This window comes from [Ruminococcus] torques ATCC 27756 (genome assembly GCF_000153925.1).
Lineage (GTDB): Bacteria > Bacillota > Clostridia > Lachnospirales > Lachnospiraceae > Mediterraneibacter > Mediterraneibacter torques.
Genome location: NZ_DS264345.1, coordinates 392,508 through 411,200, shown reverse-complemented (window position 1 = coordinate 411,200; position 18,693 = coordinate 392,508). Strand labels below are relative to the sequence as shown.

Below are 18,693 nucleotides of genomic sequence, written 5' to 3'. Positions count from 1 at the left end.
AAAACCTCCTATCCGAGGACAAAGGCTTCCACCTGTCTGTCCCTCAGTTCATACTGTTTATCGAGTTCCTTCAATGCTGCTTTTCTGTATTTCCCAATCATCGTATGGCTCACATGATATCTTTCCATCATGATGTCCCATGTCATATCCTCATCCAGAAGATCCGTGATAATGCTTCTATGTCTTTCATCCAGTCCGTTCACTGCATGCTCGAAAAAATCCAGTTCTTCTTTCAGGAACATATATCTGTGGAAAAGGAAATCGTACCACTCGTCATTCTCCCGTTCCATTGCTGCCTTATACTTGATCGCTATGTTTGCCGTTTTATCGGAAAGAGTGCTCGTCTGCACCCTTTCCCCTTCCTGATGGGAATAAAGAATGGAATCGATCATGTCCTGTTCGCTCACTCCCTGAAACTGACGGAGTTGGAACTCAGTCACGGTCAGTTCCTTTTTCATGTTCTTATATTCCTTCATCATTACTTCTGCTGTCATCCGTCATACCTCCAATCCTTGCCTTTACTGCTTCTATCATTGCATTCTGTGTATTATCCTTTTTTTCGATTGCCCGGAGGATATCTTCATCGACCGTTCCCTCTGTCACCAGATGCTCTATGATGACCGTGTGTTTCTGCCCCTGTCTGTAAAGTCTGGCATTCAACTGCTGATACAGTTCAAGGGACCATGTAAGTGAAAACCATACAATGGTTGAACCGCCTTCCTGAAGATTCAGTCCGTGTCCTGCCGATGCCGGATGGATCAGTGCCACCGGGATTTTTCCTTCATTCCAGTCCTCGATATCCTTCTTGGTATTGATATCCCTTGCCGGAAACCGTTTTAATATCCGCTCCCTGTCATGCTTGAACCAGTATGCAACCAGAAGCGGTTTCCCGTTTGCCGATTCGACCAGGTCTTCCAGAGCATCCAGTTTTCTGTCATGGATATTGCGGACATTGCCGGATTCATCATAGACTGCACCATTTGCCATCTGCTGGAGCTTGTTGCTTAAGGCTGCTGCATTTACCGCATCGATGTCCTGTCCTTCCCCGTATTCAAGGATCATTTCATCTGCCATCCTGTCATAAAGCCCCTGTTCGGATTCCGACATGGAAACGGACACCCGGTTGCTTACGCATTCCGGCATATCAAGATAATCCACGGCTTTCATGGAAATGCTGATATCGGAGATCAGTTCATATATTTTTTCTTCTGCCCCTTCCCTCGGCTTATACGAAAAGATGATCTCTTGATTCCGCTTATCCGGCAGAAAGAACCTGTCACGGTAGCCGCCGATATATCTTCCAAGCCTCTGCCCCATATCAAGGATTCCGATCTCTGCCCATAAGTCCATAAGGTTTCCCGGTGTTCCCGTAAGCCCGACCACACGTTTTGCCATCGGCCTTACTTTTTTCAGGTCTTTAAACCTCTGTGCCTTCGGGGACTTGAAGCTCGACAGCTCATCAATAATGACCATATCAAAATCAAAAAATATATTTTTTGTCATCCAAGAAACATTGTCCCTTCCGATGATCGTCACATCGGCTCCTGACAGGAGTGCTTCCTTTCTCTGCTCTGCAGTTCCCATTGCCACTGCAAATGTCATGCCGTAAAGATGCTCCCACTTTTTTATCTCTACCGGCCATGTGGTCTCTGCCACACGCTTCGGTGCTATCACCAAGATCCGTCTTACTTCAAAATAGTCAAACAGCAGAAGCCACAGTGCCGTAAGCGTGATGACCGTTTTTCCAAGTCCCATGTCAAGGATCAGGCAGCTCACGGGATGTCTGATTATAAAATCTGTTGCATACTGCTGATAATCATGTGCTTTGTATTTCATCAAGGATACCTCCGATCTGTTCGATATTATCAACTACATAAACGGGAAAGCCTAGCCTCTCAAGCATCCTCTTTCTCTTTAGCTGAAGCGGTCTCGGCTTCTTCCCCGGTGCTTTCAGCTCCACAAATGCCATTTTCCCGTCCGGCATCAGGACGATGCGGTCAGGCACTCCATTCATACTGTGTGATACGAACTTCAGCGCCATGCCTTTCCGCTTTTTAGCTTCTTCCCTCAAATGTCTCTCTACTGTACTTTCTAGCAAAACCAGATACCTCCTTTGCCGATTGCGGTTGCCATATGCCTTTAACTCCTATACGCGCATATATACATGAATTGCTCTTTTTATCTTTATTTTTAATTCTCAACTGGATTTAATGGGAAACTGGGAAACTAAGAACCGCAACCCCTTATTTTCCAAGGTGTCAGCACGGTTTCCGACTACCGTTGCCCATCTGCATCTGGGAAACCTCGGAAACCGCCTAACGGGTTTCCTCTGGTTTCTCATCCATCCGCACAAAAGTCTTCTGCACTCCGTAAAGGGGGACTTTGGTCTTACCAGTGGTATTGGAATCATACTTCTTCCATCCCCCGATCTTGTTCAAAATGCCTTCGATCTCATAGGAATCCGCCTTCTTTAAGTTCTGGCGCTCCTTGCCGAAGCACTCCACCCAGATCTCCATGATACACACACGCTCACGCATGACCGTCCCTTTGACACCTACCGTCTCGAACTCTCCTCCGCCAAGGAATGCCCTTCTCTGGTAGATATCCATTGATGACCAGTTGTCCGGCAGCAGTCTGTCAAGATAGTCCTGCACGATGCCCTCACGGTCATCCGACTCCATTGCCTCCTGCTGCATCTTATATGCTTCCTCTGCCTCCGCACCTTTTAAGAACAGCTCCTCACCTTCGTTATACAGATGGATTGCCTCGGCCCAGATCTGGTCGACACAGTCAAGCTCCCACGGATGGTGTTTTCCTGTCCCCGGCACATGCACTGGCCAGAATCTTCTGTTTCCTGTCACGTCACGCAGGAATCCGCCCTCGGAGTTGGTGCTTCCCACGATGATGCATTTTCTCGGATGCGACTCTACATTGACTCCGTATGCCTGACGGAACTTATCATCCTGACGGGTGACAAAGGACTTTACTACCTCGACTTCCGTCTTGCGGATACCGTTCATCTCACTGATCTCAAGTATCCAGTTTCCGAGCAGCTTCTCGGCAGCAGTCTTATCCCTCATATCCGAAATGGATAAAGAATCCGAGAACCACTGCTTTCCAAGGATGGCAAAAAAGGTGGATTTTCCCATTCCCTGCGGACCGTTCAGCACGAGGATGGAGTCGAACTTTACTCCAGGCTTATAGATACGTGCTACCGCAGCCACCAGTGTCTTGCGGATGACCGCCCTTGTGTATGGTGAGTCTTTCGCACCGAAATAGTCGATGAGCAGTGTATCGATACGCTCCTGTCCGTCCCAGTGAAGTGTTGCAAAATAGTCCTTGATCGGATGGTAGAGCCTGTCGGATGACACCACGGCAAGCAGTGCATCCTTAAACTTGGTCGGTGACCAGATCCCGTACACCCTCTCGAAATACACCTTTGCATTCGCAAGGTCAGAATCGTTCCATCCGGGCTTTACCTGTTTCCACGGAAGAGGACCGATGACATCAATGGTATCCTTGAACTCGTTGTACACGATGTGCTTGAAATTCTCATCATTGCGGATGATCAGTGCGATGTTCTGCAGTGTATCCTTGATATTTCCCCTGCGGTCAAGTGCCAGCTTGTTCTGCCAGTCCTCATCCGGCTCTGTGGAAAATTCCTGCACCGCCAGCTCCTGTCTTTCCTTGGCAAGCGTGTTCTTCACTTCTTCATCTGCAGAAACAAAATCCTGCATGGCTTTAAAAGATGGGAGTTTTCCCGGCTCTGTCCCTTCGGCTGCCCTTGCATCCTTGTCACCGAATTTATGAAGCCTTACCACATCAAATGCATTCATCAGCTTTCCGCAGCATGGGTCTGTTGCATGGTGGCTGTATACAAACAGGTCATCATAGACCACGACTCCGGCAGCAGAGTCCGCCGGGATATAATCGTATCTTCCGGGGATTGCCCTTGAATGCCTGTACACATCCGGGATGAATTTGTCGATTGCCTGTGTTACCGTGTATGTGCGGTTGAATGCCCCGATCAGCCCGTCCTTGGAAAGCGGGTCAGCCTGTTTCTTGATATCCCTCTGCACAACGGATGCCTGACGGTTGCTCACCGGCCATGCTGATACATCATGCCAGTCCTTATAACGTGACAGCACTTCATCGGGATTAACTTCGTTCCCTTCGATTTCCTGAAACACATACTCACCGTCACTGGAAGTGCTCGGCCAGTACATGAGTCTTGATGGTTCATAGGTCGAATCATCAAAAAGCTCGATGCCGATATCCGATGCAAGCATACGGCTGACTGCCCCGTACTCATCAGGTGTCACATCCCTTGTCAGAAATATGATGATACGAAGCCTCGGTTTCTCCGGCGTATGCTTATGTGTGGAATACACCACCATCTTCATGTCAAAGAACATTTCCAGTTCATCAATGATGCCCTGCGTTCCGTAATCCATATCAAGCGTGATGGCAGATCTGGAAATTACGCAGTCTTTCTTCCTGCGTCCGCCCTTCAGCTTTCCAAGCACGAAACCTCCGACATCCTTGATATTGTCCTGCTGCCCTTTCGGCATCTTCCTATACTGCTCCATTGTCTCCGCAGTATATTTTGTCTTGGACAGACGGCTGACAAAATCTTCGTATGTCATATCCGTGCAGTTAAACTTTTTATCCATTCTTGAGTTTCCGATTGATACAAACATGTTTCTTCCTCCTAATCTTTCTTGTAAAACGGACTTTCAAATCCGGCAGCCTTAAGCGGAAGCCCTTCACACCAGTCAGGGCATACCGCCATGATCTCATTTACTTCTTCCACCGAAGATGTCCCCTCCGGTACTTCAAGCACCACTTCATCATGAATGTGGCACACGATATCAAATCCCTTCTTTTCCAGACGGAGCATTGCTTCTGCCAGTACATCCCTTGCGGTTGCCTGAACGATATTCTCACAGAATTTTGCCCCGTAAGATTCGATCCTCGTCCATTTGCGGTTCGTGCCGACGCCTTCATAGCTGACACTCTCCGAACCGAATCGGTTCACGGTCATCCTCGGTCTTACATAGGACAGCACCCTTCCTGACGGCAGTGCAATCTTTAACATCCCGGACTGGTAATATACCGTCACCCTTCCGACCGTGGTCATCTTCCGCTCCTTCACGGCTGCCTTTACCGCACCGTCAATTTCATACCAGTAATTCACGATGTGCGGATTTGCTGTCCGCCACGACTGTACCAGCCCCTTCAGTTCCTCTTCTTCCACAAAATTTAATGCTCCCATGCTGACAAGCGCACCTTCCGCACCGCCATACTGACAGGCGAGTGATGCCACTTTTCCCCTTGCACGGTACGGGCTTCCTTTTGTGATTTCTTCGATCGGGATATGGAACATCTTGGATGCCGTCTGCTCATAGATCTTTCCTGCACCACGGAACTCCTCCATAACCCATCCCTCTCCGGCAAGGTATCCCATGACCCTCGCCTCGATTGCGGAAAAGTCACTGACAATGAATCTGCATCCCGGCTTTGCCACGAATGCGGTACGGATCAGTTCCGACAGCACCTCCGGGGTGGAATCATATAAAAGCTCCACAAGGTCATATCTGCCTTCCTTTACGATGGAGCGTGCCAGTTCCAGATCTTCCATATGGTTCTGCGGGAGGTTGTGGATCTGTACGAGTCTGCCGGCCCATCTTCCTGTACGGTTGGCCCCGTAAAATTGTAATAATCCATGCACCCTTCCATCTGGGCAGACGGAGCGTTCCATCGCCTCATATTTCTTTACCGAGGTCTTTGACATGGAAAGCCTGAGCTTCATCATCTCGGATACTTCCCCTTCCGTTTTCTCCACCAGTTCTTCTACTGCAGCCTTGGCAAGGGAATCCACCTCGATGCCTTTTTCATTCAGCCAGTCCTTAAGCTGTGATACACTGTTCGGGTTTTCCAGTCCTGATATCTCATATGCCCTCTTGGATGCTGCTTCCTTATATAAAAGGTCACACGCTACTGCATTGCTGATCAGTTCACGGTCAACCATGATCCCACGGTCATTGATCCTCTGGTCCATGCAATAAAGTTCCTGTTCCCTGTCTGGTATCGGGAATTTTGCCAGCTTGTTTCTGATCTGCTTTTCCACATCCACGTCACGGATGCAGTATGTCTTGAACAGCTCCCACTTCTCAGGAGCATCGGACGGAAGGTTTCTTGTTCTGCCCCCGTTTGCCTTGGTAGGCTTGCACGGCATACAGAAATATCGGATGAGGTCTTTTCCCTCTGACATCTTTTTCTTATCAAGGTTCAGTGCTTCGCCCACGCCTTCCAGTGACAGCGGAAGCGACAGCATGGATGCCTGAACTGCCGTGCATCTCCATCCTTCCGGCTTTAAAGAAAGTCCGAAGAATCGGTTGATACAGTTACGCTCAAAGGCAGCATTGAATGCTGTTTTTACCACGGAATCATCCATAAGGCATTCCATGATCTCCTCCGGCATCGTCTGCCCGGATGCAATGTCAATGATCTTTGTCGGTTCGTCATTCAGACTGTATGCAAATAAAAGAATCTCGAACTGCTCCGATGCTGCATATCTATGTACCCCGCAGTCTGGGAGCGATACATCTGAGTAAGTTTCAATATCAATTGCAAGCGTGTCCATAAGCCTGTCCCTCCACTCTTTTCTTTATTCTGTTGATTCCCGTTCTTGCTGCTGCCATATTGCCGGACTTCATCTGCCCCTTAATGGTGCGGTATGTGTTATACGGGATATATTTTTTTATGCTGTTAAGTTCCTTCATCAGTTCTTCCATGAAATAACATCTCCTTTATGTACACGGACGGTGGAAACCACCGCCCGGTTTAATACTGCCGTTATGCTCCTATGCGAGGAAATCATCCTCTGCATCCACTGCCTCGAACTCATCCTTGGCATTTGCTCTGGAACCGAGAGGCGCTCCATCCCTTAACTTCTGCACATTTCCAAGTCCGGCAGCAATGCCCTTGTTGCCGTTTGAATTGTAGGCGTAAAATGTAATGGATACCCTTCCGTAGCAGCCGGAATATACCTCACTCTGGTCAAGGATTGGCTGTACCTGTCTGTCCACGATCTGAGGGGCCTGTTTGCTGTTAGCGTTCAGGAACATGCTGTCCGCATACGCCTCGTCTTCAGGTCTGTCGATGTCACCGTCTCTGAGCGGAGTCTTCAGGTTCGCCGGGATCTTACCGCCCCACTTGCCTTTTCCCTCATCCTTAGCGGTTTCGATTGCCTTCTTGATCTTGGCGATGGTTTCCTTATCATTCTTGTCGATGATGCAGGATACGGAATACTTCGGTTCGCTTCCGTTGATGGAGTCCGGCTCCCACAGGTGTGCATAGCTGAGTCTGCAAGGTACGATCACTTTGGTTAAATTAGCTGTTGTCATAGATTATTCCTCCTTAAAATCCGCTTCTGCGGTTGCTGTTTTAACTGCTTCTCTTTTATCTGAATCCGGCACCAGTGTGACCTTGCCGTCAGGCTTGTACACCAGTGAACCAAGGATTTCATTAAATTTCTTTTTGCCCATCAGCCTTTCCATCTCGGTAATGCCGATCAGGTTCTTTTTATAGATATCCGTGTATCCGGCTTTCTGTGCTGCCTCTGCCACTTCATCTTCGTCCGTATATTTACGGTTGCTTCTTCCCAGAACAAGTTTGTATCCGGGCCATTCCTTATGGTTGACCACTGCTTCATTCTGTGCGTAGGTGTAAACTTCTTCTGCCCATTTCTTCAGGGCATCTGCCTTGGAAAGAACCTCTGCAATTTCCTCATCCGACATAAGGGCCGGCTCGGCAAATTCCATCTGGGCAAGTTTCAGGTATTCCTCTGCCCTTGCACGGCATGTAAATCTTGCCTTGCAGAATCGGCAGTGGTCTCCGGTTTTAAACTCTCCCTCTCCGGCAAGAGCCTTTGCTGCTCCCGGTTCAAGAACATCCTTTCCCCATACAAGCAGCTCCTCGGCTGATATCTCCCAAGTGGAAAAATGTTCGATCCTCGGCTGGACGATGGTAAGTTCCACCGTGTCGATCTCATATAAGAAACCAAGCATGTCCAGAACTCCAAGTCCATAGATCATAAGCTGGACATTCTGTTCCGCATCGACCACCACGCCCTTGCCGAGCTTCAGATCGATAATGTGGATCTTATGGGAATCAACCACCACCATATCTGCAGTACCAAAGCAGTCCCTGATTCTGTGTGCAAGGCTGACCTTCAGTTCCACTCCGATGAATGGGTCATCACAATCCTTTCTTGCCTGTTCGATCTGGCAGATGTTATATTCCACATAATCATCCACTGCTTCAAGCAGCTCATCCGAATAATAATCAGATACAGGTCTTTTGGTTCTTTTCTTCAGATATTTATTGATGAGATACTCTGCCATCGCATGTCCGGCAGTACCCTCTGCTGCAAAGGGTGACTCTTCATCCGGGAACTGCTCCTCCAACAGTAACGATGGAGGGCATTCCAGACGTCTCTTGCCTGACGAAGGCGAGTACCTTGCGTGGCCGCCCATTAAAGCACCTGTGCTTTCTCATACAGTTCCGACAGTTTTTCATCAGGAACATCCGACAATTTCTGGAAACCGAACTGCTCGATCAGGTTCTTTACCTCGGAGGTCTTTCCTGATCTGGACTTGTCCGCAAGGAAAGCACGGACCGTCTTTCTGTCAACGGCTGTCCCCTTCTGAGCAGCTTCATCTTTCGGTGTATCTGCCACAGGAGTTTCCTTCTTTTCTGCCTTCTTCACAGGCTTCTCTTCCTTTTTAGATGTATCTTTCTGTGCTGCGACCATCTTTCTGATTCCGGCAGCAATCTGTTCGTAGCCCTCGGCTACCAATAATAATGCTTCGCTCATGGCATTCTCTCCTTTCAAATGCGTGCCAATTTCACATCGCCTGTATACACATCAACTTTGTTTACACTGGACTTGTACTTTCCCCAATCCATCAGAATATGGAACGGGTACTCCTTTACAACGGCTGCTTTTTTCTTCTCTTTTCCACGAGTGACCATAATTCGGGCACCCTGATTCAGTCCATAACGGACATTTACTCTTCCTGACATGGCGGATCTCCTATCTCATGAGCTTCTGCCCCTTGATCAGGGAACGGTACTCATCACTGGCACGGTCATCAATCGGAAGCGTTTTGACACAAATCTGTTCAAAATTTCTGTCATAAAGTCTTACAGGCTTCTTCATTTCCTTGGCATGTTCCAGTTCGAATCTCATGCCTTCCGTAATCTCAAAACCGAAAACATAGACCATATCGCATGTATCCATGAGTTCCAGTCCCATTTCAATTCCTGTCATTCTCTCGTTGGGATTCTTCTCATCAAGGAAGGTTGGAAAATAGATATGTGGTGCAACTGGGACATTCCCAGATTTGGCAACGATCTTTGCGTAATATGCTGCCTTCTTTTTGTTTTCCTCGATGTTGCCCTGATACGGGCTGCAGATAAAGATTTTCATCATAATAATTCATCCTTTCTCATTCGGCTCTCATGGCCGTGGGGTTCTCGTAAATATAGTTCTTACAAAGCAAAATCACGAAGGATACTGTTCATCACCTCAAGATCGTCACCCTGAAGGGTGCTTTGCAGCTTTTTGAGCAGTTCCTGCTGTTTCGGTTTCAGGTAATTGCGGCCGACATAATATCCATCTGCCACTTTTACACCTCCACCGTATCTGCCACGAACTGTTTCAATCGGGTAAGCAAGAGACAGCTCTTCGATATCGTTTTTTATAGTCCGGACTGAAACGCCAAACTCAAATGCCAGATTATCAATCTTGTCCTGTCTTCTCTGACACAGAACTTTTAAGATTGCTTCCCTGCGCTCACTTGGTGTCATGCTTTTCTTTGCCATCTCTCGCTCACCTCCTTTCTGTTCCCTTGCTTTGTGACTAAAGAATAATTTTTTAAGGTGCAGACTTTTTGCACGATTAAAAATAAATTTCAAAAATTTTTTCAGATACATCAAAACTTCATCTTTTTATGCCTAATGACTTATTCTCCTCGTGATTTGAGATTTTTCGTAAAATAAAATCAGGTGTGCAGAGAATATATAAGGTTAGGTATTTTTACATCCAATGCTGAACTGAATGTCATCGATCAGAAGAACATCAATATTATCCAAATGCGTATCGTAATCAGGCATCTATATACTTGTTCTCCCTTTTGTTCCTGAAAATCTTTAATTCTTTGTTCACTGCAATGGAGAAAATTACCTGTGTAATTAACCTAATCCGTCAGCTTTCCATTTTTTTGAAACAAAAAAAGCCAACAGTCTGTCACACAAACAGGCTGTTGGCTAAAAATGGCTGACTTTAAGAAAGCCACTAGAACCCCTGATTTTTTACAGCATTCTACTAACATCCCTGTTTCGTAGGCTACTGTAATATCAGCACATCCTAGTGGCTGTCTTTACAAGCTAGTCCGATTATTAAGTTTACTGTTCTGCCCATCATAAAACACAGGCATTTTCTTCTTTTCCAATCTGAACTGGAATATCCTCTTTCGTAACCGTGCATTTATGAAGCACCACAACATTCCCTGATACTTCCGTCTCTGTTTTGCATACAAAGCATTTTTTGTTGTATGGGCACTCCTTGGTGCATCTATGTATCACTCCATTTGCCATGTGTTCTCACCTTCTTTCCATAATCTGACATTTTTCTTTTTATCATATGCGCCGTGTCGAAAAGTTATAACAAAAAGTATTCATATTTTTTAAGTTTCTTCATATCTTATTCTGAAACCTATATTATTGTTATACTGATTAACCCTGTAATATATTCCATGAATCAACATAATATTCATATTTTCTTTTGTGTTCATTTGTTCGCTAACTTGCTAACACTTAGGATAAAAAAATATGCGGATCATTCTGTAATCCGCATACTTCAACCTTCTGCTAGTAATTACAAGCCAAATCAAAAGAAATCATGTTAAGGATATCTGTACTCAGTTGTGTCTCCTGTGGAATATATCCAAGCTGTTTCAATCGGTATCCTGCTGCTTCAAATGAAACATTAAATATGGAAGCCACTTCTTCAGCCAATGCATAATGGCAAAAAATCTGCTGCAGTCCGGGCCGTTTAAAATTTTCAGCTACCATCCGTACCATTGAAACAGGCATCAGAACTGCAGATGATAACGCATTTGCCTGCCATTCCATCCAGTCCCTGTCTGTCCAGCTTTTCGATGTCCGGCAGTCCATCTTCTTTGTGTCCACACGGCACTGAACCATTGGTGCCGGAGTTTCTCCCATCAGGTCAAACAGTGTTATCTGGTCAGGATCATAGGCAAAATATTCTTTATGTAAAAACTCATGTCCTGCCTCGTGTCCCATCGTAAAACGATATCTGTGTTCCTGATTTTCTTCCAAGAGCGTCTTATCGATTATCACGGTATGTGCTTTTGCACTGATATAGTCCGCACAGTTATTCTGCGGATCATACACGGGTACTTTGTCCGTGTCATTGAATACCGTCATACCAAGATAAACACCGCAGTGCGACAGGTACTGAAAGTCCTGATCCATTCCCAGATAATCCTGTGCCAACAAATCGATATCTATTTCCTGTGGAGATTTTAATGCTTCCGGCATAAAATCCCCGACAATATTCTGTCCGATAACATCAATCTCTTTTCTGCTTAACACTGGTGCCCCAGATCTCTTTCTTTTAATTTCAGGTCTATACATATATAGGTTCTTACCCCTTTCGCTTTCTCAGTTCCTCGACAAACTGGTTCCATTCTTCTTCTCCTGCATCCAAGTCCCTTGCCGTCCTCAAAGCTGCACTGACATAGTCCCGTTCCATAATATACTCTGGAAGGTCTGGTGCTACGGCATTTCTCTTCTTTCCAGCAAGGTCAAGCATCTGTGCGTTTTCTTCTTTTGACAAATTCAGTATCTGTGCGAGTTGTGTAAGTTTTTCCATATCGAAGGGGTTGCGTCTGTCTTTTTCTACATCAGTTAAAAACGGTGCGGATACGCCTAACATATCAGCCATTTTCCTCAGTGTGATTTTCTTTTCAACTCTCTTCTTGCTTATAAATTCTCCAAAATTCGCATACATCATAATTTTCACCTTTTCTCTGTTTTCACTTTTCTTTTCGTTTTCGCTTTGTTTTTCGCTTTTTAACTTTTTCGCATTTTCACTTTTTATATCGGTGTTCATTTATTAGCGTGCTTGCTTGTTCGCTAACTTGCTAACTAGAGTATATAAAATTTGAAGGGGGTTGTCAATCAAATTTTTTCAAAATTATCCCCTTCTATTCACTTTAGTGTATGTAGTCATATGGAGAACGATATCCCGTCATTTTTTCTGTCTTTTTATGTATGAAAGAATCCGCATCTTCATAGCTTGCAAAAAGCCTGTTGCTTCTCACTTGGATGCCGCCTCTTGTGCCAAACCGGATTATATAAAAATCTCCGTTCCGCTTAACTATAGTCACTTCACGGATGATCCGGTTGCTCTCGACAATATAAGCTGTCGACCCGATTTCAAATGTCATGTAACCATCGCCTCCTAATACTGTGGTCAGTCAAGGGAAAGTGAACCAACCTGATAGTGTTACTCTGCGATATGTATCCTAACGTAGCGATGCTTTAATTATAAGAACGTTTGTTCGATTTGTCAATAGTCCTATTGTTTGAAATAGTACGAAGCATTCTTTTTTGTTTTTACCGTATATTGTTTTCCTGTACTATCATTCACATAAAAGACCAACGGCTTATTCTTCTCTATATTATCCTCATTAGCTTCCAAAAATAATTGAAATTTATCTTTCTGCCACTGCAGATCTATGGATTCTTCCAAATCCAGTGTTTGTGGCAACTTTGTATATGCCATTTTTTCTATTCCATTCGCATCCATAGGTGGCATTACAATGGCACTCCCCTCCTTAAGATGCACTCCCCATGTACGGATGATAACCTTTCTGTTACCTATATTAGTAACACTTAACCCGATAAATTTGACCGACTCTCCCGTATTAGGATTATACAATTGAAAATTATCCGAAAAAGCAAGTTTTATAATTTTCTTTTGACTATATTTGGTTTGCCATAATGCAACCACAACTGCTGCTGTTGTAGCAACAGCACCAAGAGTACCGCCAATTGCACCGAATGCCGACCAAAACAGATTCCAATCCATATGCGTCACACCTCTTTTCTAACTGCCGACTATTATCTCTCATCGTTAAATACACTATGTATAAATTCTTCTAACATAGAATCGAAAGTTCCGCCAGCCACATCCCCTTTGATAACCTCTTTCCGCTTATCCGCATAAGTTATTTGGAGTTCATAACTGCATCCATCGCATACTTGACCTTCTACAATATCCTTCTCCCACAATGGAGCACCAATAATTTTCTGAAGACGGCATGCTAATTTATAAACCCTTTGATTGGATATTTTCTCTTCTGTTTTAAATTGATATCTCCGACATTGCCCCTGATATAAATATTCTACGCACTTTCCATCAAGATAGACTTCGTATATTCGCACATTCCGGCTGTCTAATGTACACGGGCCATTTTCAGCAACTTTATATCTTATCTTTGTAATTTTCGTTGCAGGAAGCAGTTCTTTTGACCAGCAGTATCCGCATTCGAGGCAACCATAATCCTCGTGTGGCATGCTGTCTATCAGCTCGCATCCTCCGAGAAGAATTTCTCCTCGTTCTGCAGCTTCAAATGCCTCATGTGACGGATAACCATATAATATTGGTGCAGTCCTGTCTGACTTGCATTTTGGACAAATAACCATAATGTCATTACGCTCCACTTACAAAACATTAATTTTCATTCATCATTTCATGATTTTCAATTTCTTTTAAAGTGCGACCATTTTCATCCTTCCATCGTGTCAAACCATTATCACTTTTACCGACGACAAACATTGCCGCACCTGACGGACTTGAAAAAAGCATATCTTCTTGTAATATACCATCTATGATATTACTGATACACCTTTGTTCTTTTATTGTGTCAGGAACAGTATTGTCATCCACTGGAGATATCTGGCTTCCTTTTAATACAATAAATCCTTCAGATGTGATTGTACCCTGTGCCTCTATTTTTCCTACATTTTTTATGACACGCTCCAAATACAACTTTATATCTTCTTTTTTCTCCGTATCTCCAACTGGATTTTCTTTTGGAATAGCATTAGTGTATGCATCCAAAACCTTATAACCAAGTGCATTAATCAGTATCCTTACATTATCAACAAATTCTTCCATACTTGCAACTTGGGATTCCTTTAGCACAGTATTTTTATATGTATTTTTTGTAAGAACCTCATATCTATTACACTGTCGTGCAATTTCTACAAAACGGTTTTCGAGATATCTAATCAACGCTTTATTAAGGTCTCTTCCTATAAATATAACTGCAGTATTCCAGTAATATTTTTCCTTCTCAGCCTGTGCATCTCTTAGGTGCTGAATCAACCGCTCTTTTACATTCTCTGCCTCTCCTATATACACAGAATCTTTCCCGTTATCTTCTTTACAGAACAAAAAATAAACACCCGCTTGCTTAATATCTTCCCTACTGCATGTAGGCACTTCAATTCGTGGAATTTTAATAGCTTTACCATTCCAATTTGACAATTCTGCCGTTATTAAGCTATCAGCAGTGCCATTAACTAGAAATAATTCTATTGATTTACCATATGCCATATCTTAATGCCTCCGTAATTTTCGTTCTGTAACAGGAGATGAATCACCGATGTCAAAATGCTTTTGTCTAGTATTTCTTCAGTTCTTTAATCAAATCGGTCTCTGTAACTTTAGAATTTAAAACCTGCTTTCCTAAATATATAACGTCCTTATCGCATGTATCAAAACATGATTTGACCCAGTTAGCCTTTTTATTCAATTTCAAATAATATAATACATGGGTATTGTCATCTTCACACAAAATAACATATGGAATAGAATTTCCGTCTATATACTCAAAGAAATCCCTTTCCACTTGAAATTGATTTCCTTTATTATGTATATAAAGCATATGTAATTTCCCATTTATTTTTATAATAGTTGTATTGCCCTCGCCATCAATAACCTTATATGCTATATTATTTTTATCTAAAATTTTTTCTATCATCTTCTACCTCTTGATATATATTATAAATACCTACATTTTCGGAACAAGACTGTGATAATCAATTGAATTTTTCCCCACATCCCATTTACCAATTTGCATCTTTTTGATTTTCTTTCCATCTCCAAACTCTAGTAAATCTGTCCTGTGCAAATTATTCATTATTTTATTTAGGCTACCAAGCCCTGCAGAGGATAACAGAAATGCTTCCATTGGATCACACAATTTACAGTAAGCCCATAACTGTCCTAAATCATGCAAATTCAACTGCGTCTTTTTAGCCTCGATAAAAAATATTTGTGGTTTTCCATTTTTCTTTACAATTCCAAGCACATCTATCTGTATATCGAGTCCTATTGTCTGTGGATAATAATCTATCACATCGTATTGTTCAAGAAATAAATCTAAAGTTCTTGCATGAGAATCTACTGTAATTACCGTTGCGTTTTTATATTTGTCTTCCAAATACTGCTGAAGCCATAATCTCATAGGCTCATATAATTCAAATTCTTTTTTTACATTATTCGCCATATCCTAAGAACCCCGCTAAATCAGTCCACGAGTCAAAATGCTTTCCTCTGATTTCTTCTGGCAATGACGGATCATTTTCGCCGGGATGGATAGGTTTGTTCGCCCTGCGTACTCTTTTTTCCCAATAAAATTTATGTGTTTTAACAGGATCAATGAATTCCAGCAACTCATCCGCATACTTCTCCAAAGCATCCTGCTTATGCTTAATGTTAAATCCCACAGGTAAAAACTCATTTGCAAATATCTTTACCTGATGTTCTTTCTTCCAGAAATTTGGCTTTCCGGCGTTATACTTAACCAAATTTCCATCTCTAAAATTCGGATGGCCGAAATCAATTGTCTGGACTGGAACATCAACATCTTTTAGCATATTGGCAATATCAATTACCATATACCAATTTCCCGGAATCTCTATATAGACTCTATGTGCTCCATCCTGACCAAAAGCAATATTACTTTTTCTTATATATCCTGTTACATCTGCGATACCACGCAATAAAGCCTTCTTTTGATCTGTAGTAATAGAAAAAAGTTCGGCATTCATTTTCATAGTAGAATGGTGACGTCCACCGCCAATAAGTCTCAGCATTTCTCTTACTACATATTCTTCATTCGGCTTTGTAAATGACATTTTGGTAGAATGCGGTGCTTCAGTAATGTTTAACGCATGTCCTATTAAGGGTTCTACAATAGATCTAATATCTACTATACTTGCCTTAACATAAACAGCTACATCTTTTAAATCATCAGTATACAAATTTTTATATGGAATATCTATGGTCACTGTTGTTTCGGTAGCATTCTGCTGTATCTCACCATTTCCAAGAATCATTCCAAGCATATAAGCCATTTCAATATTCATAAAAGTCTCCTTTCATCCCAATGCATTCATGTACTATTTTTGCAAAATATTGTCTATTTGATCTGCAATTGCTTTTGCCATTAAAGGTGGCACTGCATTTCCAATCTGCTGCCTAATATATAGCTTTTGTCCGATAAATACGAATTTATCATCAAATGATTGTATTCTTGCAGCTTCTCTTGGCGTAATTGCTCGATGCAGAAACGGATGATTATTCGTTCCATTTGAAGATGCATCAAATCTAGTATCTATAGTCGGTGACACTGCATCCCACTTTAATCTTCCCCATGTTCCTGAAAACTGCTGATTACCAACCATATCCGATGGAAGATGTTCTTTCCCGCACTCTGGCGGAATCATCTCAAGTTTTTTTATTGCAATCGCCGCATGATTTGATGCCTTGTGATTATATAATTTCTTACTTCCTCTTCGCATCTGTTTTTGATACTCGCTACTTGGTTCTGTGATATAATCCTGTTCAAATTCTCCCTCGCCTGAATTTAAATAAGCCAAGTCGTATATCGCATCTCTAACTGTAACAGGAGTTTCACATGTGGCTGCCGGAAGTGGAATACTTTTATTTTTTGAACAAATGAAAATTGCCCTTTGTCTCGCCTGTGGCACACCAAAATCTGATGCTGTTAATACTCCATATTCGACATGGTATCCCATTTCCGTTACTTTTTTAATTATCTGATCTTTAAACCACCCGGCTGATGTAGATAATAATGCTTTCACATTTTCTATCACAAACACCTCTGGCTTTAATATTTCTACAAAACGTAAATATTCATTGAAAAGAAAATTCCTTGGATCATCCAGTCCTAATTTTTTACCCTTTAATGAAAATCCTTGGCATGGCGGACCACCAATAATCATATTCACTTTTTTTGCTTTACACAATTCTATGACCTTGGCTTTTATTTTTTCATCTGTAATATCCCCGCATACAGTTTCTGTATCTGGCATATTGTGCTTAAATGTCTGAAGTGCCTTTTCATTAAAATCCAATGCAACTTCAGTTGTGAAATGCTCATTTTTTTCCATTCCATATGACATTCCACCTGCTCCGCTAAACAAATCTAGTATTCTAAACATTGGAGTTTCCTCTTTCATTGGTTGCTTATTTTTTATCAGTATTCTTTTAAACAGTAATTTTCCCTTAATCGTAGGCTTAAACAAATCATACTCATTATCCGAGCCGTGATTCGCTTCCCCTACAATTTCAAACTGCTCACTATTATACCTATTAATTATTGTTATTGGCACTCCCATAATTCCGGGATAATCATATGGGATATCCGTTATCCTTCTGACATTGATTGCATCATAATCATCATATTTTGGATATTCTTCTGGTGTATATTTTTTCGTTAAATTCAGTCTTTCATGCCTTCTATCATTATCAAGATTGGTAAGCCACATTGCATTGCCTAGGCTTCTCCACTTTTGCCCCGTCTCATCGACCCAATATCTGGTTGACCGTGGTTCAGAAGAATCCGGAACTCTAAATTTCATCTCTCCAAATTGATATCCAGTCCATACTTCATTATTTTGAATCAACGGAAATATTTCTTTGTATGTTAATGCATTCTGATTTCCTATAATTAGGAAATTCTTCTTGTATTTAACAATCTCTGCAACAATTTCTTTAAACAGCGAGAAAGGGGGATTCGTAACTACTATATCGCATTCTGCCAAATACTGGAGACATTCGTCACTTCTAAAATCTCCATTTCCTTTTAATTTTTTTATAACTTTAGACTGCAGCAAAAATTGAGTAACATACTCATCCGACAACTCACCCTGTCCCTCGCATATTCCGGTAATATCCAGAACATATCCATTTCCTTTAGTCAGCACTTCGCTATCATCATCCATAAGAGCGACCTGAGTACCCATAACTTTTGATGAACTAAAGGAAGTACATATCAACCTTTTCAGTTTTAGGACATTAAAATTTTTCAAAAAGAACTTGCAAAAATTTGATTCAAATGGATCATCACAATTACACAAGACCGTTTTTCTTTCAAAATGTTGCACATAATGTGCCATCTCCTTTTCGACAGTCTCATATGTTGTGTAAAACTCATCGTCCTTGGCATTCTTGGCCATTTGCAAGTTTGTATTTTTGTTTCCCATCTTCGATTATGC

Annotated in this window: 22 protein-coding genes; all 22 read right to left on the bottom strand. The window is 42.6% G+C overall.

The window, feature by feature from the left end:
- Nucleotides 1-8: 8 nt before the first annotated feature.
- The 22 genes from RUMTOR_RS03155 to dcm all read right to left on the bottom strand — a co-directional run bounded on the left by RUMTOR_RS03155 (nucleotide 9) and on the right by dcm (nucleotide 18,681).
- Nucleotides 9-479, bottom strand: a complete 471-nt coding sequence (locus RUMTOR_RS03155; protein ID WP_004845641.1) for a hypothetical protein — start codon at nucleotides 477-479, stop codon at nucleotides 9-11.
- Nucleotides 463-1,836 carry an SNF2-related protein gene (locus RUMTOR_RS03150; protein ID WP_004845640.1) on the bottom strand — a complete coding sequence of 458 codons (1,374 nt, stop codon included), beginning with the start codon at nucleotides 1,834-1,836 and terminating at the stop codon, nucleotides 463-465. The genes RUMTOR_RS03155 and RUMTOR_RS03150 overlap by 17 nt, the downstream gene beginning before the upstream one ends.
- A complete protein-coding gene (locus RUMTOR_RS03145) occupies nucleotides 1,817-2,098 on the bottom strand; it encodes a VRR-NUC domain-containing protein (RefSeq protein WP_044997918.1) in 282 nt (93 codons plus the stop codon). Before RUMTOR_RS03145 ends, RUMTOR_RS03150 begins: the two co-directional genes overlap by 20 nt.
- A gap of 217 nt (nucleotides 2,099-2,315) precedes the next feature.
- Entirely contained in the window at nucleotides 2,316-4,673 is a 2,358-nt protein-coding gene (locus RUMTOR_RS03140) for a virulence-associated E family protein (protein WP_004845638.1), read from the bottom strand.
- A 38-nt stretch (nucleotides 4,674-4,711) separates the two neighbouring features.
- The gene (locus tag RUMTOR_RS03135) at nucleotides 4,712-6,646 is read right to left on the bottom strand and encodes a DNA polymerase (RefSeq protein ID WP_004845637.1); all 1,935 of its coding nucleotides are present in this window, start codon (nucleotides 6,644-6,646) and stop codon (nucleotides 4,712-4,714) included.
- The gene (locus RUMTOR_RS13095; RefSeq protein ID WP_004845636.1) at nucleotides 6,627-6,797 is read right to left on the bottom strand and encodes a hypothetical protein; all 171 of its coding nucleotides are present in this window, start codon (nucleotides 6,795-6,797) and stop codon (nucleotides 6,627-6,629) included. Before RUMTOR_RS13095 ends, RUMTOR_RS03135 begins: the two co-directional genes overlap by 20 nt.
- Nucleotides 6,798-6,866: 69 nt before the next feature.
- The gene (locus RUMTOR_RS03130) at nucleotides 6,867-7,409 is read right to left on the bottom strand and encodes a DUF2815 family protein (protein ID WP_004845635.1); all 543 of its coding nucleotides are present in this window, start codon (nucleotides 7,407-7,409) and stop codon (nucleotides 6,867-6,869) included.
- 3 nt (nucleotides 7,410-7,412) lie between these two features.
- Nucleotides 7,413-8,540 (bottom strand): DUF2800 domain-containing protein, encoded by a 1,128-nt coding sequence (locus RUMTOR_RS03125; protein WP_004845634.1) that lies wholly within the window; start codon nucleotides 8,538-8,540, stop codon nucleotides 7,413-7,415.
- Nucleotides 8,540-8,881, bottom strand: a complete 342-nt coding sequence (locus RUMTOR_RS03120; protein ID WP_004845633.1) for a hypothetical protein — start codon at nucleotides 8,879-8,881, stop codon at nucleotides 8,540-8,542. Before RUMTOR_RS03120 ends, RUMTOR_RS03125 begins: the two co-directional genes overlap by 1 nt.
- Nucleotides 8,882-8,895: 14 nt before the next feature.
- Nucleotides 8,896-9,090, bottom strand: coding sequence for a hypothetical protein (locus RUMTOR_RS03115; RefSeq protein WP_004845632.1), 195 nt, complete (start codon nucleotides 9,088-9,090; stop codon nucleotides 8,896-8,898).
- Between the two features lie 10 nt (nucleotides 9,091-9,100).
- Entirely contained in the window at nucleotides 9,101-9,499 is a 399-nt protein-coding gene (locus RUMTOR_RS03110) for a DUF7768 domain-containing protein (RefSeq protein ID WP_004845631.1), read from the bottom strand.
- Nucleotides 9,500-9,558: 59 nt separating this feature from the next.
- On the bottom strand, nucleotides 9,559-9,891 hold the full coding sequence (locus tag RUMTOR_RS03105) for an HTH domain-containing protein (RefSeq protein WP_021943358.1): 333 nt from the start codon (nucleotides 9,889-9,891) through the stop codon (nucleotides 9,559-9,561).
- A gap of 1,047 nt (nucleotides 9,892-10,938) precedes the next feature.
- Complete coding sequence (locus tag RUMTOR_RS03100; protein WP_242647676.1) at nucleotides 10,939-11,688, bottom strand: ImmA/IrrE family metallo-endopeptidase; 750 nt, start codon at nucleotides 11,686-11,688, stop codon at nucleotides 10,939-10,941.
- Nucleotides 11,689-11,740: 52 nt separating this feature from the next.
- Nucleotides 11,741-12,109: a helix-turn-helix domain-containing protein gene (locus tag RUMTOR_RS03095; RefSeq protein ID WP_044997959.1), complete on the bottom strand. Its 369-nt coding sequence runs from the start codon at nucleotides 12,107-12,109 to the stop codon at nucleotides 11,741-11,743.
- Between the two features lie 202 nt (nucleotides 12,110-12,311).
- Complete coding sequence (locus RUMTOR_RS03090; RefSeq protein WP_004845624.1) at nucleotides 12,312-12,545, bottom strand: hypothetical protein; 234 nt, start codon at nucleotides 12,543-12,545, stop codon at nucleotides 12,312-12,314.
- A gap of 131 nt (nucleotides 12,546-12,676) precedes the next feature.
- Nucleotides 12,677-13,189: a hypothetical protein gene (locus RUMTOR_RS03085; RefSeq protein ID WP_004845623.1), complete on the bottom strand. Its 513-nt coding sequence runs from the start codon at nucleotides 13,187-13,189 to the stop codon at nucleotides 12,677-12,679.
- Nucleotides 13,190-13,221: 32 nt separating this feature from the next.
- Nucleotides 13,222-13,806 carry a hypothetical protein gene (locus RUMTOR_RS03080; protein WP_004845622.1) on the bottom strand — a complete coding sequence of 195 codons (585 nt, stop codon included), beginning with the start codon at nucleotides 13,804-13,806 and terminating at the stop codon, nucleotides 13,222-13,224.
- Between the two features lie 28 nt (nucleotides 13,807-13,834).
- On the bottom strand, nucleotides 13,835-14,722 hold the full coding sequence (locus tag RUMTOR_RS03075) for a GIY-YIG nuclease family protein (protein WP_004845621.1): 888 nt from the start codon (nucleotides 14,720-14,722) through the stop codon (nucleotides 13,835-13,837).
- Between the two features lie 67 nt (nucleotides 14,723-14,789).
- A complete protein-coding gene (locus tag RUMTOR_RS03070) occupies nucleotides 14,790-15,149 on the bottom strand; it encodes a hypothetical protein (protein ID WP_004845620.1) in 360 nt (119 codons plus the stop codon).
- Nucleotides 15,150-15,179: 30 nt separating this feature from the next.
- The gene (locus tag RUMTOR_RS03065) at nucleotides 15,180-15,677 is read right to left on the bottom strand and encodes a hypothetical protein (protein ID WP_004845619.1); all 498 of its coding nucleotides are present in this window, start codon (nucleotides 15,675-15,677) and stop codon (nucleotides 15,180-15,182) included.
- Entirely contained in the window at nucleotides 15,667-16,539 is an 873-nt protein-coding gene (locus RUMTOR_RS03060) for a hypothetical protein (protein WP_004845618.1), read from the bottom strand. The genes RUMTOR_RS03065 and RUMTOR_RS03060 overlap by 11 nt, the downstream gene beginning before the upstream one ends.
- Before the next feature lie 33 nt (nucleotides 16,540-16,572).
- Nucleotides 16,573-18,681, bottom strand: a complete 2,109-nt coding sequence (dcm, locus tag RUMTOR_RS03055) for a DNA (cytosine-5-)-methyltransferase (protein ID WP_004845617.1) — start codon at nucleotides 18,679-18,681, stop codon at nucleotides 16,573-16,575.
- Between the last annotated feature and the right edge of the window lie 12 nt (nucleotides 18,682-18,693).